Raw genomic sequence first — 17,554 nt, forward strand, 5'->3', positions numbered from 1 at the left:
TATATGCCAGAATTAATAAAGAAGCAAGGCCAGGCTGATGACCTGAAGCTTTGGTACACGAAGCCGGCGGGAGACTGGAATGAGGCACTGCCCATCGGTAATGGCCGACTGGGGGCAATGGTATTTGGCGGGGCGAGGGAAGAGAAGCTTACGCTGAATGAAGACAGCCTGTGGTATGGCGGGCCAAGCAATCGAATTAACCCTGACGCGCGCACCAATCTGGAGACGATTCGGAATTTATTGAGGGCTGGCCAAGTGCAGGAGGCACAGCAATTGGCAGTGCTGGCGTTGTCCGGTGTGCCGGAGTCGCAGCGTCATTATGTTCCCTTAGGGGAGTTTACGCTGGCTATGCATCATGGGGGAGATGTGAATTCATACGTCCGTGAGCTGGATATATCGACTGGTATGGCCGCGGTTCGTTATGCGGCGAACGGCGTGAATTATACGAGAGAAGTCTTTGCTAGCTTTCCGGACCAGGTGCTGGTACTGCGCTTGACGGCGGATGCACCGGGGGCAATCAGCTTCACGGCGAGAATGCGCCGAGGCCCGAACAATCGTTATTATGATGAGTTGGTGCAGGAGGATCAGCAGACGCTTGTGATGAGAGGAAATGGGGGTGGCACGGACGGCGTGGATTTCCGGACGGTGCTGCGGGTGGTAGCGAAAGGTGGCAGCTCCAAGTTTGTCGGAGAGCACCTGCTCGTGGAGCAGGCGGACAGTGTAACCTTGCTGCTAACGGCGGCCACATCCTTTCGCTATGACGATCCGGAAGCTGAAGCGTTGCGGAGGGCGAAGGAGGCGGAGACGCTGGGCTACAAGTCTTTGAAGGAGCGACATACAGCGGATATGGGGGCGTTGATGGGCCGGGTATCACTGCGGCTGGGCGAGAGCGGGTCAGCTGCGGAGTCTCTGCCTACCGATGCCCGGCTGGAGCAGGTATCGCAGGGCAAGCTTGACCTGGGTCTGATCGGATTGTATTTTCAATTCGGGCGTTATTTACTGGTGGCAAGCAGTCGTCCTGGCTCCTTACCAGCCACGCTTCAGGGCTTATGGAACGATCAGTTTCTTCCGCCATGGGATAGCAAATACACGATTAATATCAACACCCAGATGAATTATTGGCTGGCAGAACCCGGGAATTTGGCCGAATGCCATGAGCCGCTGTTCGATATGATTGAACGCATGCGGGTGTCTGGCAGGGTAACGGCGAAAGAGATGTACGGTTGCCGGGGCTTTGTCGCCCATCACAATACCGATATATGGGCCGATACGGCACCGCAGGATCATTATGTTCCGGCAACCTACTGGACGATGGGAGCTGCCTGGCTCTGTCTGCATTTATGGGAGCACTATGAGTATGGGCAGAAGCAGAGTTCCCTGGAGCAGGCTTATCCGGTGCTAAGGGAAGCGGCTGAATTCTTCGAGGATTTCCTGACCGAACAGCCGGACGGCAGAGTTGTAACGAACCCTTCCGTATCGCCGGAGAACTCCTATCTCCTGCCGGACGGCACAGAAGGGATATTGTGTATAGGTGCCTCCATGGACAGTCAGATATTGCATGAGCTGTTCAGCGCCTGCATTCAAGCCGCCGACATCCTCGGTATGGATACGGACTTCCGGGAACGCCTGACGACGCTGCGCGCCAAGCTGCCGCAGCCGGAGATCGGTAAGCACGGCGGGTTGTTGGAATGGCTGGAGGATTATGAGGAAGCGGAGCCGGGACATCGCCATATTTCCCATTTATTCGCACTTCATCCCGGAACCCGCTTTTCGGTAAGAGATACGCCGGAATGGGCGGGGGCCTCTCGCGTTACGCTGGAACGGCGTCTGGCTAATGGGGGCGGCCATACCGGCTGGAGCAGGGCCTGGATCATTAATCTGTGGGCTCGGCTCGAAGACGGGGAAAAGGCGGCGGAGAATGTACAAGCGCTGCTGGCGCATTCTACCTTGCCAAACCTGCTTGATAATCACCCACCGTTCCAGATTGACGGCAACTTTGGCGGCGCGGCTGGCATCGCAGAGATGCTGCTGCAAAGTCATGGCAGCGGGCTGCACTTGCTTCCTGCTCTGCCGGATCGTTGGGCGGAAGGAGAAGTGAAGGGACTGCGAGCTAGAGGTGGAGTGACGGTTGATCTTGCGTGGAGCGAGAACAGGTTGAGCGAAGCCCGTATCCGTCTGGATCGGGCAGGGAAATGTACGGTCCTGGTCGCAAACGAGGTGGAGTTGATGGAGGAGGAGCGAGTACTGGCCTGTGAGCAACCTGCTCCCGGCGTGCTGAGCTGGCAGGCTGAAGCAGGAGTCTTGTATGTACTGCGCTCCAAATAGCGGGTCGGTCCAGCCTCTCTGCTTCCGGCGTGCTGAGCTGGCAGGCTGAAGCAGGAGTCTCGTATGTACTGCGCTCCAAATAGCGGGTCGGTCCAGCCTCCCTGCTTCCGGCGTGCTGAGCTGGCAGGCTGAAGCAGGAGTCTGGTATGTGCTGCGTTCCAAATAGCGGTCCAGCCTTACCTGCTTTCGGCGAGTTGAGCTGGCAGACTGAAGCAGGGATCTAATATGTACTGTGCTCCAAAAAGCGGTCCGGTCCTGCTTTGCTGCTTACCGACCTGATTGTCGACCTGCTGGGAAGTATGATTGCACCTGCGCCAATGTTTACTTAAGCGAGTATTTTAATGGCAGGTTGCTGCCGCATAACAACAAAACAGCGTCCCTCTTCGCCGGCTGCACTGCCTGCTAATGAGGGACGCTGCTGTTATTGGATATTCCTTAACAGGGCTTCAGCGCATTCTGCTTATAGCGCCGCCGGACCTGTTGATGCACGAGGGACCAGAGTCACCGGCACGGTTCTGAAGACCGGCTCGCGCTGCGGCTGCAAAATAAGGTCTGCGATCATCTCGCCCATGGCTGCGAAATTTTGATCGACGGTGGTGATCTGGGCACTACCTGTTACAGCCCATTCGATATTGTCAAAGCCGGTAATGTTCATCTGCTCTGGCACCTGGATCGACAGGCTGAGGCAGCACATATATACGTTGAACGCGACCTCGTCATTTTCACATTCAATCGCTGTTACGCCGGAGCGGAACAAACTGTTGATGGTATGCTTGAGCATATGGTGATCAGTGCTCAGGTTCATGTGGATATGCTCAGGGGGGACCGGCAGATGATGGTCCTGCATACATTGCACGAATCCCCTGTAGCGCTCGGACAGACTGGTTCGCTCCTGTGGGGTGAATCTGGATAAATAGGCGATGTTGCGGTGCCCATAATCAATAAGATGGCGGGTTAACATGTAGCTGCCACCATAATTGTCGCAGACGATGCTGCTCAAATAGCTGATGTCATGCGGCATATCCAGTATGATAACTGGCTTCCCGCTATCCGCGAACAGCTTGAGTATGTCTTTCGGCAGTTCTGCGCCTGCAGGATAGAGAATCAGCCCGCCTACAGGCTGGGCGCTGAGATGCTGAAGCAAGTTGCGCTCCTGTTCCAGCTCGCGCTCGCAAATATGAACCGCCAAATGGTAGCCGTACGCGGCCAGTTGTCTGGAGGCTGCTTCCACGATCCGTAGCATCCCGCCCTCAGTTACTGCGAAGGGGAGGACAAAGGGCAGAGTTTTGCTGGATGTCGCGGCCCCTTGGGGCGTCAACGAATTGGCAGGATCTTTAGAGAACCCGTCAGGAGGGCGGCGAACAAAACTGCCAACTCCGCGCCTGCGGTACAGAATGCCTTCCTTCTCCAGATCGTCGATGGCCCGTTTGGAAGTAATGCGGCTGACGCCATATTGCTCGGACAGGCCTTTTTCGGTACAGATCGGCTCGTCATAGCTGAACTGCTTGTGTTCAATGAGCGACAAAATGTCCTCTTTTATTATTTGATATAGCAATTTTGGGGAATCCTTTGACATATCTTTCTCCGATTTCGTTTTATGACTTAGTGTATCAAACCTTGCGTACAAGTCAATGCACACATCTTCATTTGTGTTCTCCTTGCAGGATAGCTTCGATGGAGTCGGCCAGACCTCCCAGTTGCACCAGCGTTCCTCTCCGCTCAATCCCCAGTTCTTCTTTTCCGCCGTTTCCTACTCACGGATTTGTTAAAACATTGTTATATTAAATAAAAAAGTATTGCATTTTATATTATACAAATCAATAATATGATATATCAAATACTTTTTACTCTAAAACTATTTTAGCAGGAGGCACATTATGCTGAATGAGAAGCAAATCAACCGCATGCTGTCAAAGCTGCAACGCTTTGAAACAACACTGGAGCCGCTGTTGTTCCAGCCCATTGACCAGGTAGAGATGTCCATGTTCCATACGGATCGGCAATTCCATGTCATTCCGGAGGAGGAGCGATTCTCCCCGTGTCTGCCCGGCGACCGCTATCAGGGTGAGGGAAGCTATTGCTGGTTCAAGGGACAATATGCCGTTCCGGCTGAACATGATGGAAAGACGTTGTACATCAAACCGAGTATCGAGGGTTATGAGGCGATGCTGTGGGTGAACGGCAAGCCGTTCGGCACATTTTGCAGCAAAATCGTCGTCACTGGACACGGTAATCATTACTGTGATCTGTTGAAACAGCAGGTGGCCGCCGGAGAAGCGATCGACATTGCGCTGGAGTATTATGCCGGGCATTTTGTGAAAGGCTGTTTTCCGTATGAAGATAACGGGCTGCGCACTTTTGATTACGCCTATAACGGTGTGGAGATTTGTGTGATGGACGAGATTATCGCCGATTTCTATTTTGATTTGCGGACAGTGAATCAGTTGGCCTCTTCGCTGGATGCGCATAGCTTCCGTCGCGCCGCTGTTTTGAATGCGCTTACGGAGGTTCATAAGGTTTTGTATTATTCTTTGGAGTATGTTGAGCGGGAAGCATTTTACGATGCACTTGGGCAGGCCGCCCCTCTGCTCAAAGATGTATTGAAATCGACGAATTCAGATTCTGCACCGTTCGCGGGACTGATCGGTCACTCCCATATGGATACGGTCTGGCTGTGGCATCGGGACGAGACGATCAAAAAATGCGCCCGCACGTATTCCAACCAAATCAGCTTGATGGAGCGTTATCCGGAGTACAAGTTCATCCAGAGTTCAGCGTATCATACCGAGATGATTCGCCTGAATTACCCGGATTTATTTGAAGATATTCGCCAAAAGGTTCTGGAAGGACGGTATGAGCCGAACGGAGCTGTCTGGGTGGAGTGCGACTGTAACATTACGTCTGGGGAATCGATGATCCGGCAATTTCTGTGGGGACAGCGCTATACGCGGGAGCATTTCAACTACACATCCAACGCGTTCTGGCTGCCGGATACCTTCGGATACAGCGCTGCGATCCCGCAAATTATGAAGGGCTGCGGCGTGGATTATTTCCTGACAACTAAGCTGAGCTGGAACGATACGACGGATTTCCCTTACGAGACGTTCTATTGGAAGGGCATTGACGGTACCCAGGTGCTGACGCATTTCAACCGGACGCATATTTGGCCTGATGCCGAGAGCGTGATTGATTTTGTGGTAGATGGAAAAAGACACCATGATCCGATTCGCGAGAAAACGGTGAACAATATGCGACTGCTTTCCTATGGCTTTGGCGATGGTGGCGGCGGACCGCAATTTGAAATGATAGAGATGACTCGCCGGATCAAGGATTTGGAAGGCGTGCCGCGCACCGCTCATGTCACGGTCGGTGAATTTATGCGCAAGCTGGAAGCTTCTGTGGTGAATCCGTCCACACATACTGGTGAGCTGTATCTGCAATTGCATCGCGGAACGTTGACCAATCAGCATTCGATCAAGCGTAATAACCGTAAAGCGGAATTTTTGCTTCGCAATCTGGAGTATATTACGGTCGCTGAAGCAGTCAAGGCGGGAAGTATCGTGACAGACGAAGGCATTCGTCCTTTGATGGAGACGCTGCTCGTGAACCAGTTTCATGATACGCTGCCAGGAACATGCATTCCAAGAGCCCATGATCAGACCAACGAAGAAATGACCGCCCTGCTGCACGACGGTGAAAAGCTGCTGCTGGAGCGTCTTTCCCTTCAAGACGTGGAGGGCAGTATTACAGCGATCAACACATTATCCTTTGATCGGGAAGACGCGCTTTATTTGGCAGTGGCTGAGGACCAAATCGTGGAGGGTGGCTATCCGCAGCAGCGCTTTGTGGACCTGAGCGGACAGCATAAGCTTGCAGTGGGCGGATTGCGCATCCCGGCACTGTCCTCGTCAGCGCTCAAACTGACGGCAGGCACGCCGGACCCATCCTCTGCCTTCGTCTATGACGGAGACACGCTGGAGACACCATTTGCGACCGTTGTATTTGATGAGAACGGCTATATCCGTTCCTTTACCGATAAGCGCAATGGCCGGGAGCTTCGCGGAGAAGGTCTGCCACTGAACACCTTCCTGATGGCAGAAGACGCGCCAAGCGCCTGGGACAGTTGGGACATCGACGCTGATATCGAACTGAAGCTGGCCCCTTGCGCCAAGCTACTGTCCAGCGAGGTGGTTGCGGACGGCGCAGTAGAGTTCAGAATTCGCAGCCGCTATGAGCTATCCCCGTTATCAAGCCTTGACCAAGACATGATCTTCTATGCGGCCAGCCCTGAGGTGCGTTTCGAGACGGTGATGAACTGGCAGGATGACCATCGTTTGCTCAAAACGGCCTTCCCGACTTCGATCCATACCGATTTCGTTCGCCAGGAGGTGCAATTCGGGTATTTGCGCCGTCCTACAACCCGCAATACGAATGAAGAGAAAGCGATGTTCGAGGTGCTCAACCATAAATACAGCGATTTGTCAGAGAATCGTTACGGCATTGCCTTGTTGAATGATTGCAAATACGGCATTTCCATATTGGGCAGCGAAATGCGGCTGACGCTGCACAAGGGCGGCGTCCGGCCAGATTATCGCGGCGACAAGGGGCTACATGAGTGCACGTATTCTTTCTATCCGCACGATGAAGGCTTCGCGGCTAGTTCCGTTATTCAACCGGCGTATGAGCTGAATAGTCCGTCGCTTGTCATCGCTGGACAGACAGAGATCGCTCCGCTGGCGGCAATCGCGGCAGACAATGTCATTATCGAGACGATCAAGCCGTGCGAAGACGGGGAACGGGCTTTCATTCTGCGTTTGTACGAGGCGGAAGGCACGTATACGAGAACTCATCTGACGCTAGGCGCAGGGCTAATCGCACAGTCCTTGACCAACATGCTGGAAGAGCCGCTGGAGCCGCTTGGCGGAAGAAGCGAGGCGGAGCTGGTCTTCCGTCCTTTTGAGATCAAGACCGTCAAGATTGCTTATTAGGCTGGTGAATCGGGAGGGAGTAGTTGACCGGGTCGGATGGCGGTAAGAAAAGACTGCCCTAAAAGTTGTGTCTGTACGACATTAATTTCGGAAGCAAGCGGAGGGAAGATATGAACAAACCGATCTATTTGGATATCGGTTATTCCGATCAGGAACGGGCCGAGGATCTTGTCGGCCGGATGACGCTGGAGGAAAAGGCGGCACAGCTATTGCATCAGGCGCCGGCCATCGAACGGCTGGGTGTGCCGCAATACAACTGGTGGAATGAAGGGCTGCACGGGGTGGCGCGTGCCGGCACAGCGACGATATTTCCACAGGCGATTGCTCTAGCCTCCATCTTTGATGAAGAGTATCTTCATGAGATCGCAGATGTAATCGCTACAGAGGCGCGGGCTAAATATAACGAAAGTCTGCGCAAGGGCGACAGGGATATCTATAAAGGGCTGACTATGTGGGCGCCGAACATTAATATTTTCCGTGACCCAAGATGGGGACGGGGGCAGGAAACCTATGGTGAATGCCCTTATTTAACGGAGCGTCTGGGTGTGGCCTATATAACAGGGCTTCAGGGCCAAGGAAAACGGCTGAAGGTAGCCGCTTGCGCCAAGCATTATGCGGTGCATAGCGGTCCGGAGCAGGGACGGCATGAATTCAATGCGGTTGTCTCGCTCAAGGACTTATATGAGACTTATCTTCCTGCTTTTGAAGCCAGCGTGAAGGAAGGCAAGGTAGAGAGCGTGATGGGCGCATATAATGCGGTCAACGGTGTCCCCTGCTGTGGCAATCGTTTTTTACTGGAAGAGATTCTGCGGCAAGACTGGGAGTTTGACGGCCATGTCGTCTCGGATTGCGGCGCGATCTGCGATTTCCATAATCACCACAAGGTGACGGCGAATGCCGCGGAATCCGCCGCGGTGGCTTTGAAGAACGGCTGTGATATTAATTGTGGACATACGTATCTTCATTTAATGGAGGCTTATCGCGAAGGGCTCATCACAGAGGAAGAGATTACGACTTCAGCCGTGCGCCTAATGCGGAGTCGCATTCGGCTGGGCATTTTCGATGAGGGCGGAGAGTATGACGATATTCCGTATGAGGTGAATGATTGTCAGGAGCATCGTGACAAATCATTGGAGGCGGCACGCAAATCCATGGTGCTGCTCAAAAATAACGGAGTGCTGCCGCTTAACAAAAGCAACGTCTCCTCCATCGCTGTTATTGGCCCGAACGCTGACAGTCAAACGATGCTGCGGGCCAACTATTTCGGCACAGCCTCGAAGTATGTGACGATCCTGGAGGGCATTCAGGCTGCAGTCGAACCGGGCACCCGCGTCTATTATTCCGAGGGCTGTCATCTACTGCGCAGCTCGGTGGAGGACGGCGCCCGGCGAAATGACCGTCTGTCAGAAGCGATCGCGATGGCTGAGCGCTCCGATGTCGTCGTGTTATGCCTGGGACTTGACGCTGATATCGAAGGAGAAGAAGGGGATGCCAGCAATCCCTATGCCAGTGGCGATCGGGTTGATCTGGGCCTGCCGGGTATCCAGCAGGAGCTGCTGGAGCAGGTTACGGCTGTAGGAAAGCCGACTGTACTGATTCTGGGGACGGGAAGTGCGCTGGCGGTTAACTGGGCCGATGAGCATTGCGATGCGATCCTTAATGCGTGGTATCCGGGCAGCCTGGGCGGTATCGCTGCAAGCGAACTGCTATTCGGGGAATTCTCGCCGAGCGGTAAGCTACCAGTTACCTTTTACCGGAGCACGGATGATCTGCTGGCATTTACGGACTATTCTATGGCGGGACGGACCTATCGTTATATGGAGAAGGAAAGTCTGTACCCGTTCGGCTTTGGCCTGACGTATTCCTCAACAGAGCTGTCCGGATTGCTTGCGAGAGAGGAAATTGCAAAGGGAGAGGCCTGTGAGGCAACGGTTACGATTACGAATACGGGGTCCTGTGCCATCGAAGAGGTGATTCAGCTCTACGTGAAGGATCTGGAGTCGGCCTATGCCGTCACCAACTACAGTCTGGCTGATTTCAAGCGTGTGAAGCTGCCCGCCGGGGCGTCGCAAACCGTAACACTGCGGGTTCGACCAGCCTCTATGCAGGTCGTGACGGAGGCGGGGGAACGCCAATACGACAGTCGGCGATTCAGAGGATATATCGGTACCTCGCAGCCGGATGAACGGAGCGTTGCGTTGACTGGAAGCACACCGCTGTCTTTTGAGTGGAGTCTCGTCTAATCCTGCTTTGTTGTAGCGAAAGGGGTTTCCTTATTCCGTTATGAAAACAGTAAAGCGGACGTTTCTCCCATTATGGGGGAAACGTCCGCTTTATATTTTTGAGTCATAGCTGCTTATTTCTGTAGATGCGGGCCTAAGGGAAATTCTATTGCTGCAGTTCTTTCTCTAGCGCCGTTCCCATTTCACGTGAACGTTCAGCGCAACGGTTCACCGCAGCGATGACGGTCTCGAAAAACTCGCCCCGCTCCAGCACTTCTAGCGCCGCCTGAGTGGAACCGTTCGGCGAGGTGACTTTCTTGCGTAGGGACGCCGGTGCCTCACCGGTCTGCTGCACCATTCGGGCTGCGCCGAGCACGGTCTGCACCGTCAGCTCCGAGCTCTGCTCGGAGGACAGTCCGCCACGAATACCAGCGGCGATCATGGCTTCCATCATATAGTAGATGTAGGCGGGACCGCTGCCAGAGATGCCGGTCAGCGTCTCCATGCGTTCCTCATCAATAACGGTTGTGATGCCCACCGCATCAAAGATGTTGAGCGCCAGGCGGCGGCTGTTTTCATCCACTTCTTTGGAGAAGGCCAGGCCGGTTGCGCCAAGCCCGATGGAGCTGGAAGTGTTGGGCATCGAACGTACAACAGGTTGCAGAGTACCCAGCAGCCCTTGCATCGTGCGGATAGACATTCCGGCAATTACCGAAATGACCAGTTGGCCAGGAGAGAGCAGTGGTCCCAGATGGCGCAGGGCTTCTGCAGTGTCCTTCGGTTTCATGGCCAGCACAATCACGGGTGCGCTGCGCAGGTATCCGTTTTTTTGCTCAGGGTCATTTGTCCCCTGAACGCCGTAGCGGGCCCGAAGCTCAGCCAGACGTTCGTTACTGCTCCGGTTCAGCATGATGATATTTTGCGAAGACACTACATTGCGGTTAATCAATCCGCGGGCAATAGCTTCAGCCATGGAGCCCGCACCGTAGAACACGATCTCGTGATTAAGCAATGGAATGGATTGCTGTTGACACATAAGGTTAACGCCCCTTTGAATAATGGAATTAGCCCCGGATCTGACCGTTGCCATATACTTTATATTTTGTGGATGTAAGTGCTGGTAGTCCCATAGGACCACGGGCGTGCAGCTTCTGAGTGCTGATGCCGATCTCAGCGCCGAATCCGAATTCGAAGCCATCGGTGAAACGGGTGGATGCATTATGGTATACCGCAGCCGCATCGACTTCTTGCAGGAAACGGGCTACATGGTCGGTAGTCTCGGACACAATACACTCCGAATGTTTAGTTCCGTATCGTTCAATATGCCCCATTGCTTCATCCAAATCCCCAACGATTTTGATGTTCAGAATATAGTCGTTATATTCTGTCGCATAGTCTTGCTCTGTCGCCGGAAGTGCCCAAGGGACAAGAGCTACCGTCTCTGGACAGCCGCGTAGTTCTACCTTGGCTTCACGGAAGGCTTCCGCAAGTGAAGGCAGGTGATTGCGGGCGTAATCACGATGCACGATTAGTGTCTCCATAGAATTGCAGACAGAAGGGCGCTGAGCCTTGGCGTTAAGGCTGATGTGGAGCGCCATTTCCGGATCGGCGTCGGCATCCAGATACGTATGGCAGATCCCGGCACCGGTCTCAATGACAGGAACAGTAGCATTCATTACCACGTTCTGAATTAAAGAGCTGCCGCCGCGCGGGATGATGACATCCAGTAGGCCGTTCAGCTTCAGCATTTCATCGACAGAAGCACGGCTAGGGTCTTCGATCAGTTGCAGAGCATTTGGCGGGAGGGCTGTAGTGGCCAGGGCTTTGTGTAATACCTCCACAATCTTCCGGTTGGAGGAGAGGGCGGAAGAGCCACCGCGCAGCACAACTGCGTTGCCGGTCTTCAAACAAAGGCCTGCTGCATCCACTGTGACGTTGGGACGGGCTTCATAGATGATGCCGATAACGCCAAGTGGCACCCGGATCTTCTCAACGGACAGGCCATTCGGACGTTCAAAGGTTTCCAGGGTATCACCTACAGGGTCGGGCAGTATGGCAATCTGCCGTAGTCCTTCTGCGATCCCCGCAATCCGGTCCTCATCCAGTGCCAGTCGATCCAGCATCGACTCTGGTGTGCCATTCTGGCGTCCGCGCTCCAAATCCTCTGCATTGGCGGCGATAATCGCCGCAGCTTCATGCTGAAGTGCCGTAGCCATCACCAACAAGGCTTCATTTTTCTGGTCGGTGGTCAATTTAACTAACGCTCCCACGGTTTCCTTGGCCAAGGTTGCTTTGCTTACAACTTCACTCATCATATTTCCCCCCTGAATATAAATAGTATGAATAAGACCCTCTTATCTCAGTGTAATCCATTCGTCACGGTGGATGACCTCCATCCGGTGAACCTCCCCAAGCTTCGGCACAATTTCGCGGCTGGGCAGGCCTTGAATACTGCGAAGCTGGCTATCGTCATAATTGACAATGCCGCGCCCTAGCAGCTGGGCGTCTGGTCCTAGCACCTCTACAACATCTCCGGCATGAAAGCTACCGTCGGTCTGTTTGACCCCAATCGGGAGCAGGCTGTGCCCGCCGTTCAGCAGAGCCTCGACAGCACCGACATCAATATGCAAAGTGCCGAGAGGGGTGGACATGAAGCCCAGCCATTGCTTCTTGACCGGCAGTGAAGAGAGGGTGGTGGCAAAGTAAGTGCCTTTGCCGGTTCCATCGGCTGCAAGCTGGAGATCGCCGGGCTCGGCTGCTCTGCCGATGAAGACCGGGACGCCGCCACGCGTAGCAATCTTGGCGGCATCGATCTTGGAGCGCATGCCGCCGGTACCGACACTGGAGCCAGCACCGCCTGCGATCGCGTAAATCTCGGGCGTGATCTCATCTACTTGATGATACTTCACGGCATCCGGCATTTTGCGCGGATCACCACTATACAGGCCGTCCATATCCGTAAGCACCAGTAGATGGGAAGCCTTGAGCAGATTGGCGACCAGTGCCGACAGCGTGTCATTGTCTCCGAACTTCAATTCATCGACAGAGACCGTGTCATTCTCGTTGAATACTGGCACGGCTCCCTGACGGAGCAGCTCTTCAACGGTCATTCCGGCATTGTTCATGGCCCGGCGGCTGCAAAAGTCAGTCCGGGTGAGCAGGATTTGCGCTGCGATGATGCCATGCTTGGCGAAAGCCTCTTGATAGGCCTGCATAAGCAGCGCCTGGCCTACTGCGGCCGCGGCTTGCTTCTCATGCAGCAGCCGCGGCCGCACCGGGTAGCCGATACTGCGGAACCCGGCGGCTACAGCTCCGGAGGTGACCAGCAGCACCTCCGCTCCCCTTTCACGCAGCCTGGCAATCTCGGCTGCGAAGTAGGCGATGGCGGCATGGTTTAGGCCGCCCTCCGGTCCGGTCAGCGAGCTGCTGCCGATTTTGACCACTATTCTTGTCGTCACTTTTTGTCACTTCCTCAAGGTTGATAAGGATCTTCTGAATTCTGGGTAAATGCAAAAAGCCCCCATCCTTAGACTTAGCAAAGGACGAAAGCTTGAATTCACTTCCGCGGTACCACCTTCATTGATGAGGGTTCATCCGACTTCATTCTCATAACGGGAGGGTCCGTCCTGCGCACGCAGGCCGCTCGGGGGTAGGCTTCAGAACGAAACCGCGGTAAATTCTCTCAGCCTTCCGGAATTTACTCTCTGGGCGCGGGTGGACTCGTTCTTACTGGTCCCGTCAGCACGTTTCAGTATTTGTCCTATAGAATAACATGGCAAAGGGTGGTTTGCAAAGGGGAGGCAAGCTATTTATTTTAGGCGACTAAAGTGTCTTGAAAAAGATGATTATCCTTGGGAGGAACGGGTAAAATACTTATAATCTGTTACCAGGAGGTGGCTGTAACTTGAGTAAAGACAACAAGGTCCAACAGGAACAGATCCAACAATTAAATGAATCCGCTGAGTTTCAGAACAACGTATTGCGCGAGTTCATCGAGGACAAGACAGGGGATCCCGGAACGAGAGGATCGGTGGACGAAAGCACTGCGCGGGTCTCGGATGATCAGAACCGCTTGATTACTAAACGTAATATGCGTAAATAAAGCTATATGTTCTTCTGACAGAAGATTAGTGGAAGGAAAAGTCAGAGATACCTTACACTAAGAAAATGGAGAGCTAAAAAGCCGCTGGACAATCTTGCAAGATGTCCGGCGGCTTTTCTCATGTGGAATATATTGATAATAAACGACGGGGCGATCCTTCACAGAAGAGGCAGCCGTCTGTTTGATAACTACATTTTGTTGCTAAGCTTCCTCATCCGTCAACCCAGCCACGGTTGTGCGGAACGTCTTCATAAAAGCCTCAGCGGCCTTGGATAGATAACGACCGCGGCGGTATGCGAAGACCAGTGTTCGGCTCGGTACAGGCTCAGCCAGCGGTAAGTAGACAGGCACAAATTCGCTGCGCGGTGCCCGGGCGATGAAATGAGGCACAAGCGTAACCCCCATACCTGTAGCCACGAGTGACTGTACAGTCTCCATATTGTTGCTCTCAAAAACAATCTTCGGCTCAAACCCCGCCTCCTGGCATAGCTCAATTGTCAGCTTGCGGAAGCCCTGGCCTTCCTTCAGTACAATAAAAGGCTCATCCTTCAGCTCCTCCAGCGAAGTGCGGATTCCATCTCTGCTGCGGGCTGCAAGCGGGTGATCGGCGGGAACCGCCAGATCAATCCGTTCCTCTCCCAGAACTTCATAAGCCAATGCGGGAACCTCTAAAGGGAGGGATAGCAGGCTAAGGTCGGTTTGTCCGCCAGCAGTTAGCTTCTCCAGGTTCATGGAGGAGTCCTCGAGCAGCGCAATTTCAATCTCCGGATAGCTTTGCTTGAAGACCGGAAGTACATGTGGAAGCAAATGCGCGCCTGTGATCGGCATACTGCCGACGACGACGCGGCCGGAACGAAGCTCCGAGATATCGGACATTTCCTGGCGCAGCAGCTCCACAGCATCGATAATGATCTGGGCTTGCTCCACAAATTTTGCGCCTGCATGGGTCAGCTCAACGGAGCTGGTATTCCGCTGGAAGAGCAGGACTCCTAGCTCTTTTTCCAGCTTGGATAGCTGCTGACTCAGAGACGGCTGGGCGATATGCAGCTTGTCTGCTGCGCGCGAGAAATTTCTTTCGGCAGCGATCTGCAGTGCATACTGCAATTGTCTGAATTCCATATCAAAAAACTCCCTGAATTATTGGATTAGAATAATACTCCTTATAAGTATAACCTATTAATCATTGGCTTAATATAGGCTGTGATTAGAGCAGCTTCTATTCAAGGTAGAGGGGGAGCTGGCGCGGGTAATTGCAGATTTACAAGTGATCAGCCTACTGCTAGACTGTGTGCAGAATCAATTGATTTTTACCAAAATAAGGAGGTGAATTGATATAGTTACTTATACAGTATGTGCACAAGTCGATATGAAGGTTATACATGCGGCTTTTTTGCTGGGATTCTCGGACTATTACCTTCCATTAACCCTGGACCAGCAGGTGTTCACAGAGCGTTTCTTTGGTCCAGAAGGCAATACTTTAGAACACTCCTTCATTGCACTGGATGGGGAAGATCCTGTGGGGCTGATCCTAGGTGGTATTCGACAATTTGATGGGTTAAAGACGATGCGTTGCGGTGGGTTCTGTATAGCACCGGATTATCGGGGCCGGGGGATCAGTGACAAGCTATTCCAGTTGCATAGCAGCGCGGCCATCGCTGAAGGCTGTGAACAGCTGTTTCTTGAAGTGCTCAAGGTGAACAGTCGGGCTATTCGTTTCTATGAAAAACAGGGATATCAGGCCGTTGATACGCTTGAGTATTATACGGGAGAAGCCTCAGCCTTGCCTCCATTATCCATTGCGCCAGCGTGTACTGTGGAAGCTATTTCATTCGGCACATTACAGGCATTTCGGGAGAGCCTCACGGACTGTCACATCAACTGGCAGTGTGATCCCCCGTTCTATGCTACAAGCACAGACTCAGCATTGCTGGCTGCACTGGACGAAGACCACAGGCAGATCGCTCTGATTGCTATGAGCAAGCAAGGACAGATCAACCTTCTTTGGGTGGACCCACTGCGCCGTAGACAGAGGCTTGGGTTGTTCATGATCGCAGAAGCGGCCGCCCGGCAGCACACGGAGAAGCTGAATGTCTGTCTGACAGGCAGCGCGGCTTTAGGAGGTTATTTTCAAGCATTGGGCTTTGGTAAGTTAGAGGTTGAGCAGATTGAGATGCATCTACCTCTGTAGAATCGACCCACAGATCACTCTCTAGATTCTTCGTGCTTGTACACAGCAAGTAAGTTGAAGGCCCCTTGCACAGGGGCCCGGCTGTATTGGCAGATTCAGCTCAGCTCCTTGCGATAGAATATCTGGGCACCTAGTATAGTATTTCTTGCTTGCTATTACTTATAGTCCACGCCTATGAATCCTATAGTTTTTATATCTTGGAATAATAAATAGCGCGATGTTATATTTAGTTCATTCAAGAGAGACTCCACACTCTCTTCCAATGAACGATTAAACGATGAGGTGAAATTCATGAGCAAGAAGACAATGTTTGAGAAAATTTGGGACAATCACGTTATTCATCAGGAAGAAGGCAAACCTAGCATTCTGTATATTGACCTTCATTTGGTTCACGAAGTGACTTCTCCACAAGCCTTCGAGGGCCTGCGCCTGGCTGGCCGTAAGGTTCGTCGTCCAGAGCTTACGTTCGCGACAATGGACCACAACGTACCTACTAAAGACCGTTTTAATATCAAGGACCCGATCTCCAAACAACAAATCGACACGCTCTCCCAGAACTGTCGTGATTTCGGAGTAAGACTGTTCGACCTTAATGACATCGACCAAGGTGTCGTACACGTTATGGGGCCAGAAATCGGTCTGACTCATCCTGGTAAAACAATTGTTTGTGGCGACAGCCATACTTCCACACACGGCGCATTTGGCGCACTGGCGTTCGGTATCGGAACCAGTGAAGTAGAGCACGTAATGGCCACCCAGTGTTTGCAGCAAGCCAAAGCCAAGACGATGGAAGTTCGCTTCACAGGCAAGCGCAATCCTGGCGTAACTGCTAAAGATATGATCCTCGGCGTTATCGCTAAATATGGTACTGACTTTGCTACAGGTTATGTTATCGAGTACACAGGCGAAGCAATTCGTGAGCTGTCGATGGAAGAGCGCATGACTGTCTGCAACATGTCGATCGAAGGTGGCGCGAGAGCCGGTCTGATCGCTCCTGACCAGACTACATTCGATTACCTGCGTGATCGCCAGTACGTACCGCAAGGTGCTGCTTATGACGCTGCAGTTGAGACTTGGAAAGAGCTCGTAAGTGACGAAGCTGCAGAGTATGACACCATTGTTGAATTTGATGTTGAGACCCTGATTCCACAGGTAACCTGGGGCACAAGCCCAGGTATGGGTACCGACATTACAGCAACTGTGCCGAATCCGGCTGATTTTACAACTGAAAATGAACGCAAAGCTGCTGAAAAAGCGCTTGAATATATGGATCTCGTACCAGGTACACCAATCTCTGAAATTGGCATCGATTATGTCTTTATCGGCTCCTGCACCAATGGCCGGATTGAGGACCTGCGTGCTGCTGCACAGGTTGCCAAGGGCCACAAAGTATCTGATCAAGTAACGGCTATCGTCGTTCCTGGTTCCGGACGCGTTAAAATGCAGGCGGAAAAAGAAGGTCTGGATAAAGTATTTACGGAAGCGGGCTTTGAATGGCGTGAAGCAGGCTGCAGTATGTGCCTTGCGATGAACCCGGATGTTCTGCAGCCAGGACAACGCTGCGCATCTACCTCCAACCGTAACTTTGAAGGTCGCCAAGGCCGTGGAGGACGTACGCATCTTGTATCTCCTGCAATGGCTGCTGCTGCTGCGATCAAAGGTCGTTTTACAGACATTCGTGACTGGAACTATAAGACGGAAGCCATAGGCTCATAAGAATCAGATCTAA

General features: G+C 52.9%; 11 protein-coding genes. 6 read left to right on the plus strand and 5 right to left on the minus strand.

The window, feature by feature from the left end:
• The first annotated feature begins 3 nt into the window (after positions 1-3).
• The gene (locus AC3Y23_RS04260) at positions 4-2,325 is read left to right on the plus strand and encodes a glycoside hydrolase family 95 protein (protein WP_379196013.1); all 2,322 of its coding nucleotides are present in this window, start codon (positions 4-6) and stop codon (positions 2,323-2,325) included.
• Between the two features lie 460 nt (positions 2,326-2,785).
• Here the strand turns inward: AC3Y23_RS04260 and AC3Y23_RS04265 are convergent, their stop codons facing one another.
• The gene (locus tag AC3Y23_RS04265) at positions 2,786-3,901 is read right to left on the minus strand and encodes a GntR family transcriptional regulator (protein WP_379196015.1); all 1,116 of its coding nucleotides are present in this window, start codon (positions 3,899-3,901) and stop codon (positions 2,786-2,788) included.
• A 301-nt stretch (positions 3,902-4,202) separates the two neighbouring features.
• Between AC3Y23_RS04265 and AC3Y23_RS04270 the strand changes: the two genes are divergently transcribed.
• Positions 4,203-7,313, plus strand: coding sequence for an alpha-mannosidase (locus AC3Y23_RS04270; protein WP_379196017.1), 3,111 nt, complete (start codon positions 4,203-4,205; stop codon positions 7,311-7,313).
• Between the two features lie 110 nt (positions 7,314-7,423).
• The gene (locus tag AC3Y23_RS04275; protein WP_379196019.1) at positions 7,424-9,556 is read left to right on the plus strand and encodes a glycoside hydrolase family 3 C-terminal domain-containing protein; all 2,133 of its coding nucleotides are present in this window, start codon (positions 7,424-7,426) and stop codon (positions 9,554-9,556) included.
• Positions 9,557-9,701: 145 nt separating this feature from the next.
• Here AC3Y23_RS04275 and proC read toward each other — a convergent pair whose 3' ends face one another.
• Genes proC through proB form a run of 3 tightly spaced genes read right to left on the minus strand, consistent with a single transcriptional unit; the run spans position 9,702 to position 12,993 of the window.
• On the minus strand, positions 9,702-10,571 hold the full coding sequence (gene proC / locus AC3Y23_RS04280; RefSeq protein WP_379196022.1) for a pyrroline-5-carboxylate reductase: 870 nt from the start codon (positions 10,569-10,571) through the stop codon (positions 9,702-9,704).
• Between the two features lie 28 nt (positions 10,572-10,599).
• Positions 10,600-11,847: a glutamate-5-semialdehyde dehydrogenase gene (locus AC3Y23_RS04285; protein WP_379196024.1), complete on the minus strand. Its 1,248-nt coding sequence runs from the start codon at positions 11,845-11,847 to the stop codon at positions 10,600-10,602.
• Positions 11,848-11,889: 42 nt separating this feature from the next.
• Positions 11,890-12,993 carry a glutamate 5-kinase gene (proB, locus tag AC3Y23_RS04290; protein WP_379196026.1) on the minus strand — a complete coding sequence of 368 codons (1,104 nt, stop codon included), beginning with the start codon at positions 12,991-12,993 and terminating at the stop codon, positions 11,890-11,892.
• Between the two features lie 446 nt (positions 12,994-13,439).
• Between proB and AC3Y23_RS04295 the strand changes: the two genes are divergently transcribed.
• The gene (locus tag AC3Y23_RS04295) at positions 13,440-13,637 is read left to right on the plus strand and encodes a hypothetical protein (protein WP_379196028.1); all 198 of its coding nucleotides are present in this window, start codon (positions 13,440-13,442) and stop codon (positions 13,635-13,637) included.
• A gap of 201 nt (positions 13,638-13,838) precedes the next feature.
• Here AC3Y23_RS04295 and AC3Y23_RS04300 read toward each other — a convergent pair whose 3' ends face one another.
• Positions 13,839-14,756, minus strand: coding sequence for a LysR family transcriptional regulator (locus AC3Y23_RS04300; RefSeq protein ID WP_379196030.1), 918 nt, complete (start codon positions 14,754-14,756; stop codon positions 13,839-13,841).
• Between the two features lie 247 nt (positions 14,757-15,003).
• Between AC3Y23_RS04300 and AC3Y23_RS04305 the strand changes: the two genes are divergently transcribed.
• Positions 15,004-15,825, plus strand: coding sequence for a GNAT family N-acetyltransferase (locus AC3Y23_RS04305; RefSeq protein WP_379196032.1), 822 nt, complete (start codon positions 15,004-15,006; stop codon positions 15,823-15,825).
• Between the two features lie 291 nt (positions 15,826-16,116).
• Entirely contained in the window at positions 16,117-17,541 is a 1,425-nt protein-coding gene (gene leuC / locus AC3Y23_RS04310) for a 3-isopropylmalate dehydratase large subunit (protein WP_379196034.1), read from the plus strand.
• Positions 17,542-17,554 lie beyond the last annotated feature (13 nt).

The sequence above is a fragment of the Paenibacillus sp. MAHUQ-45 genome (assembly GCF_058133325.1).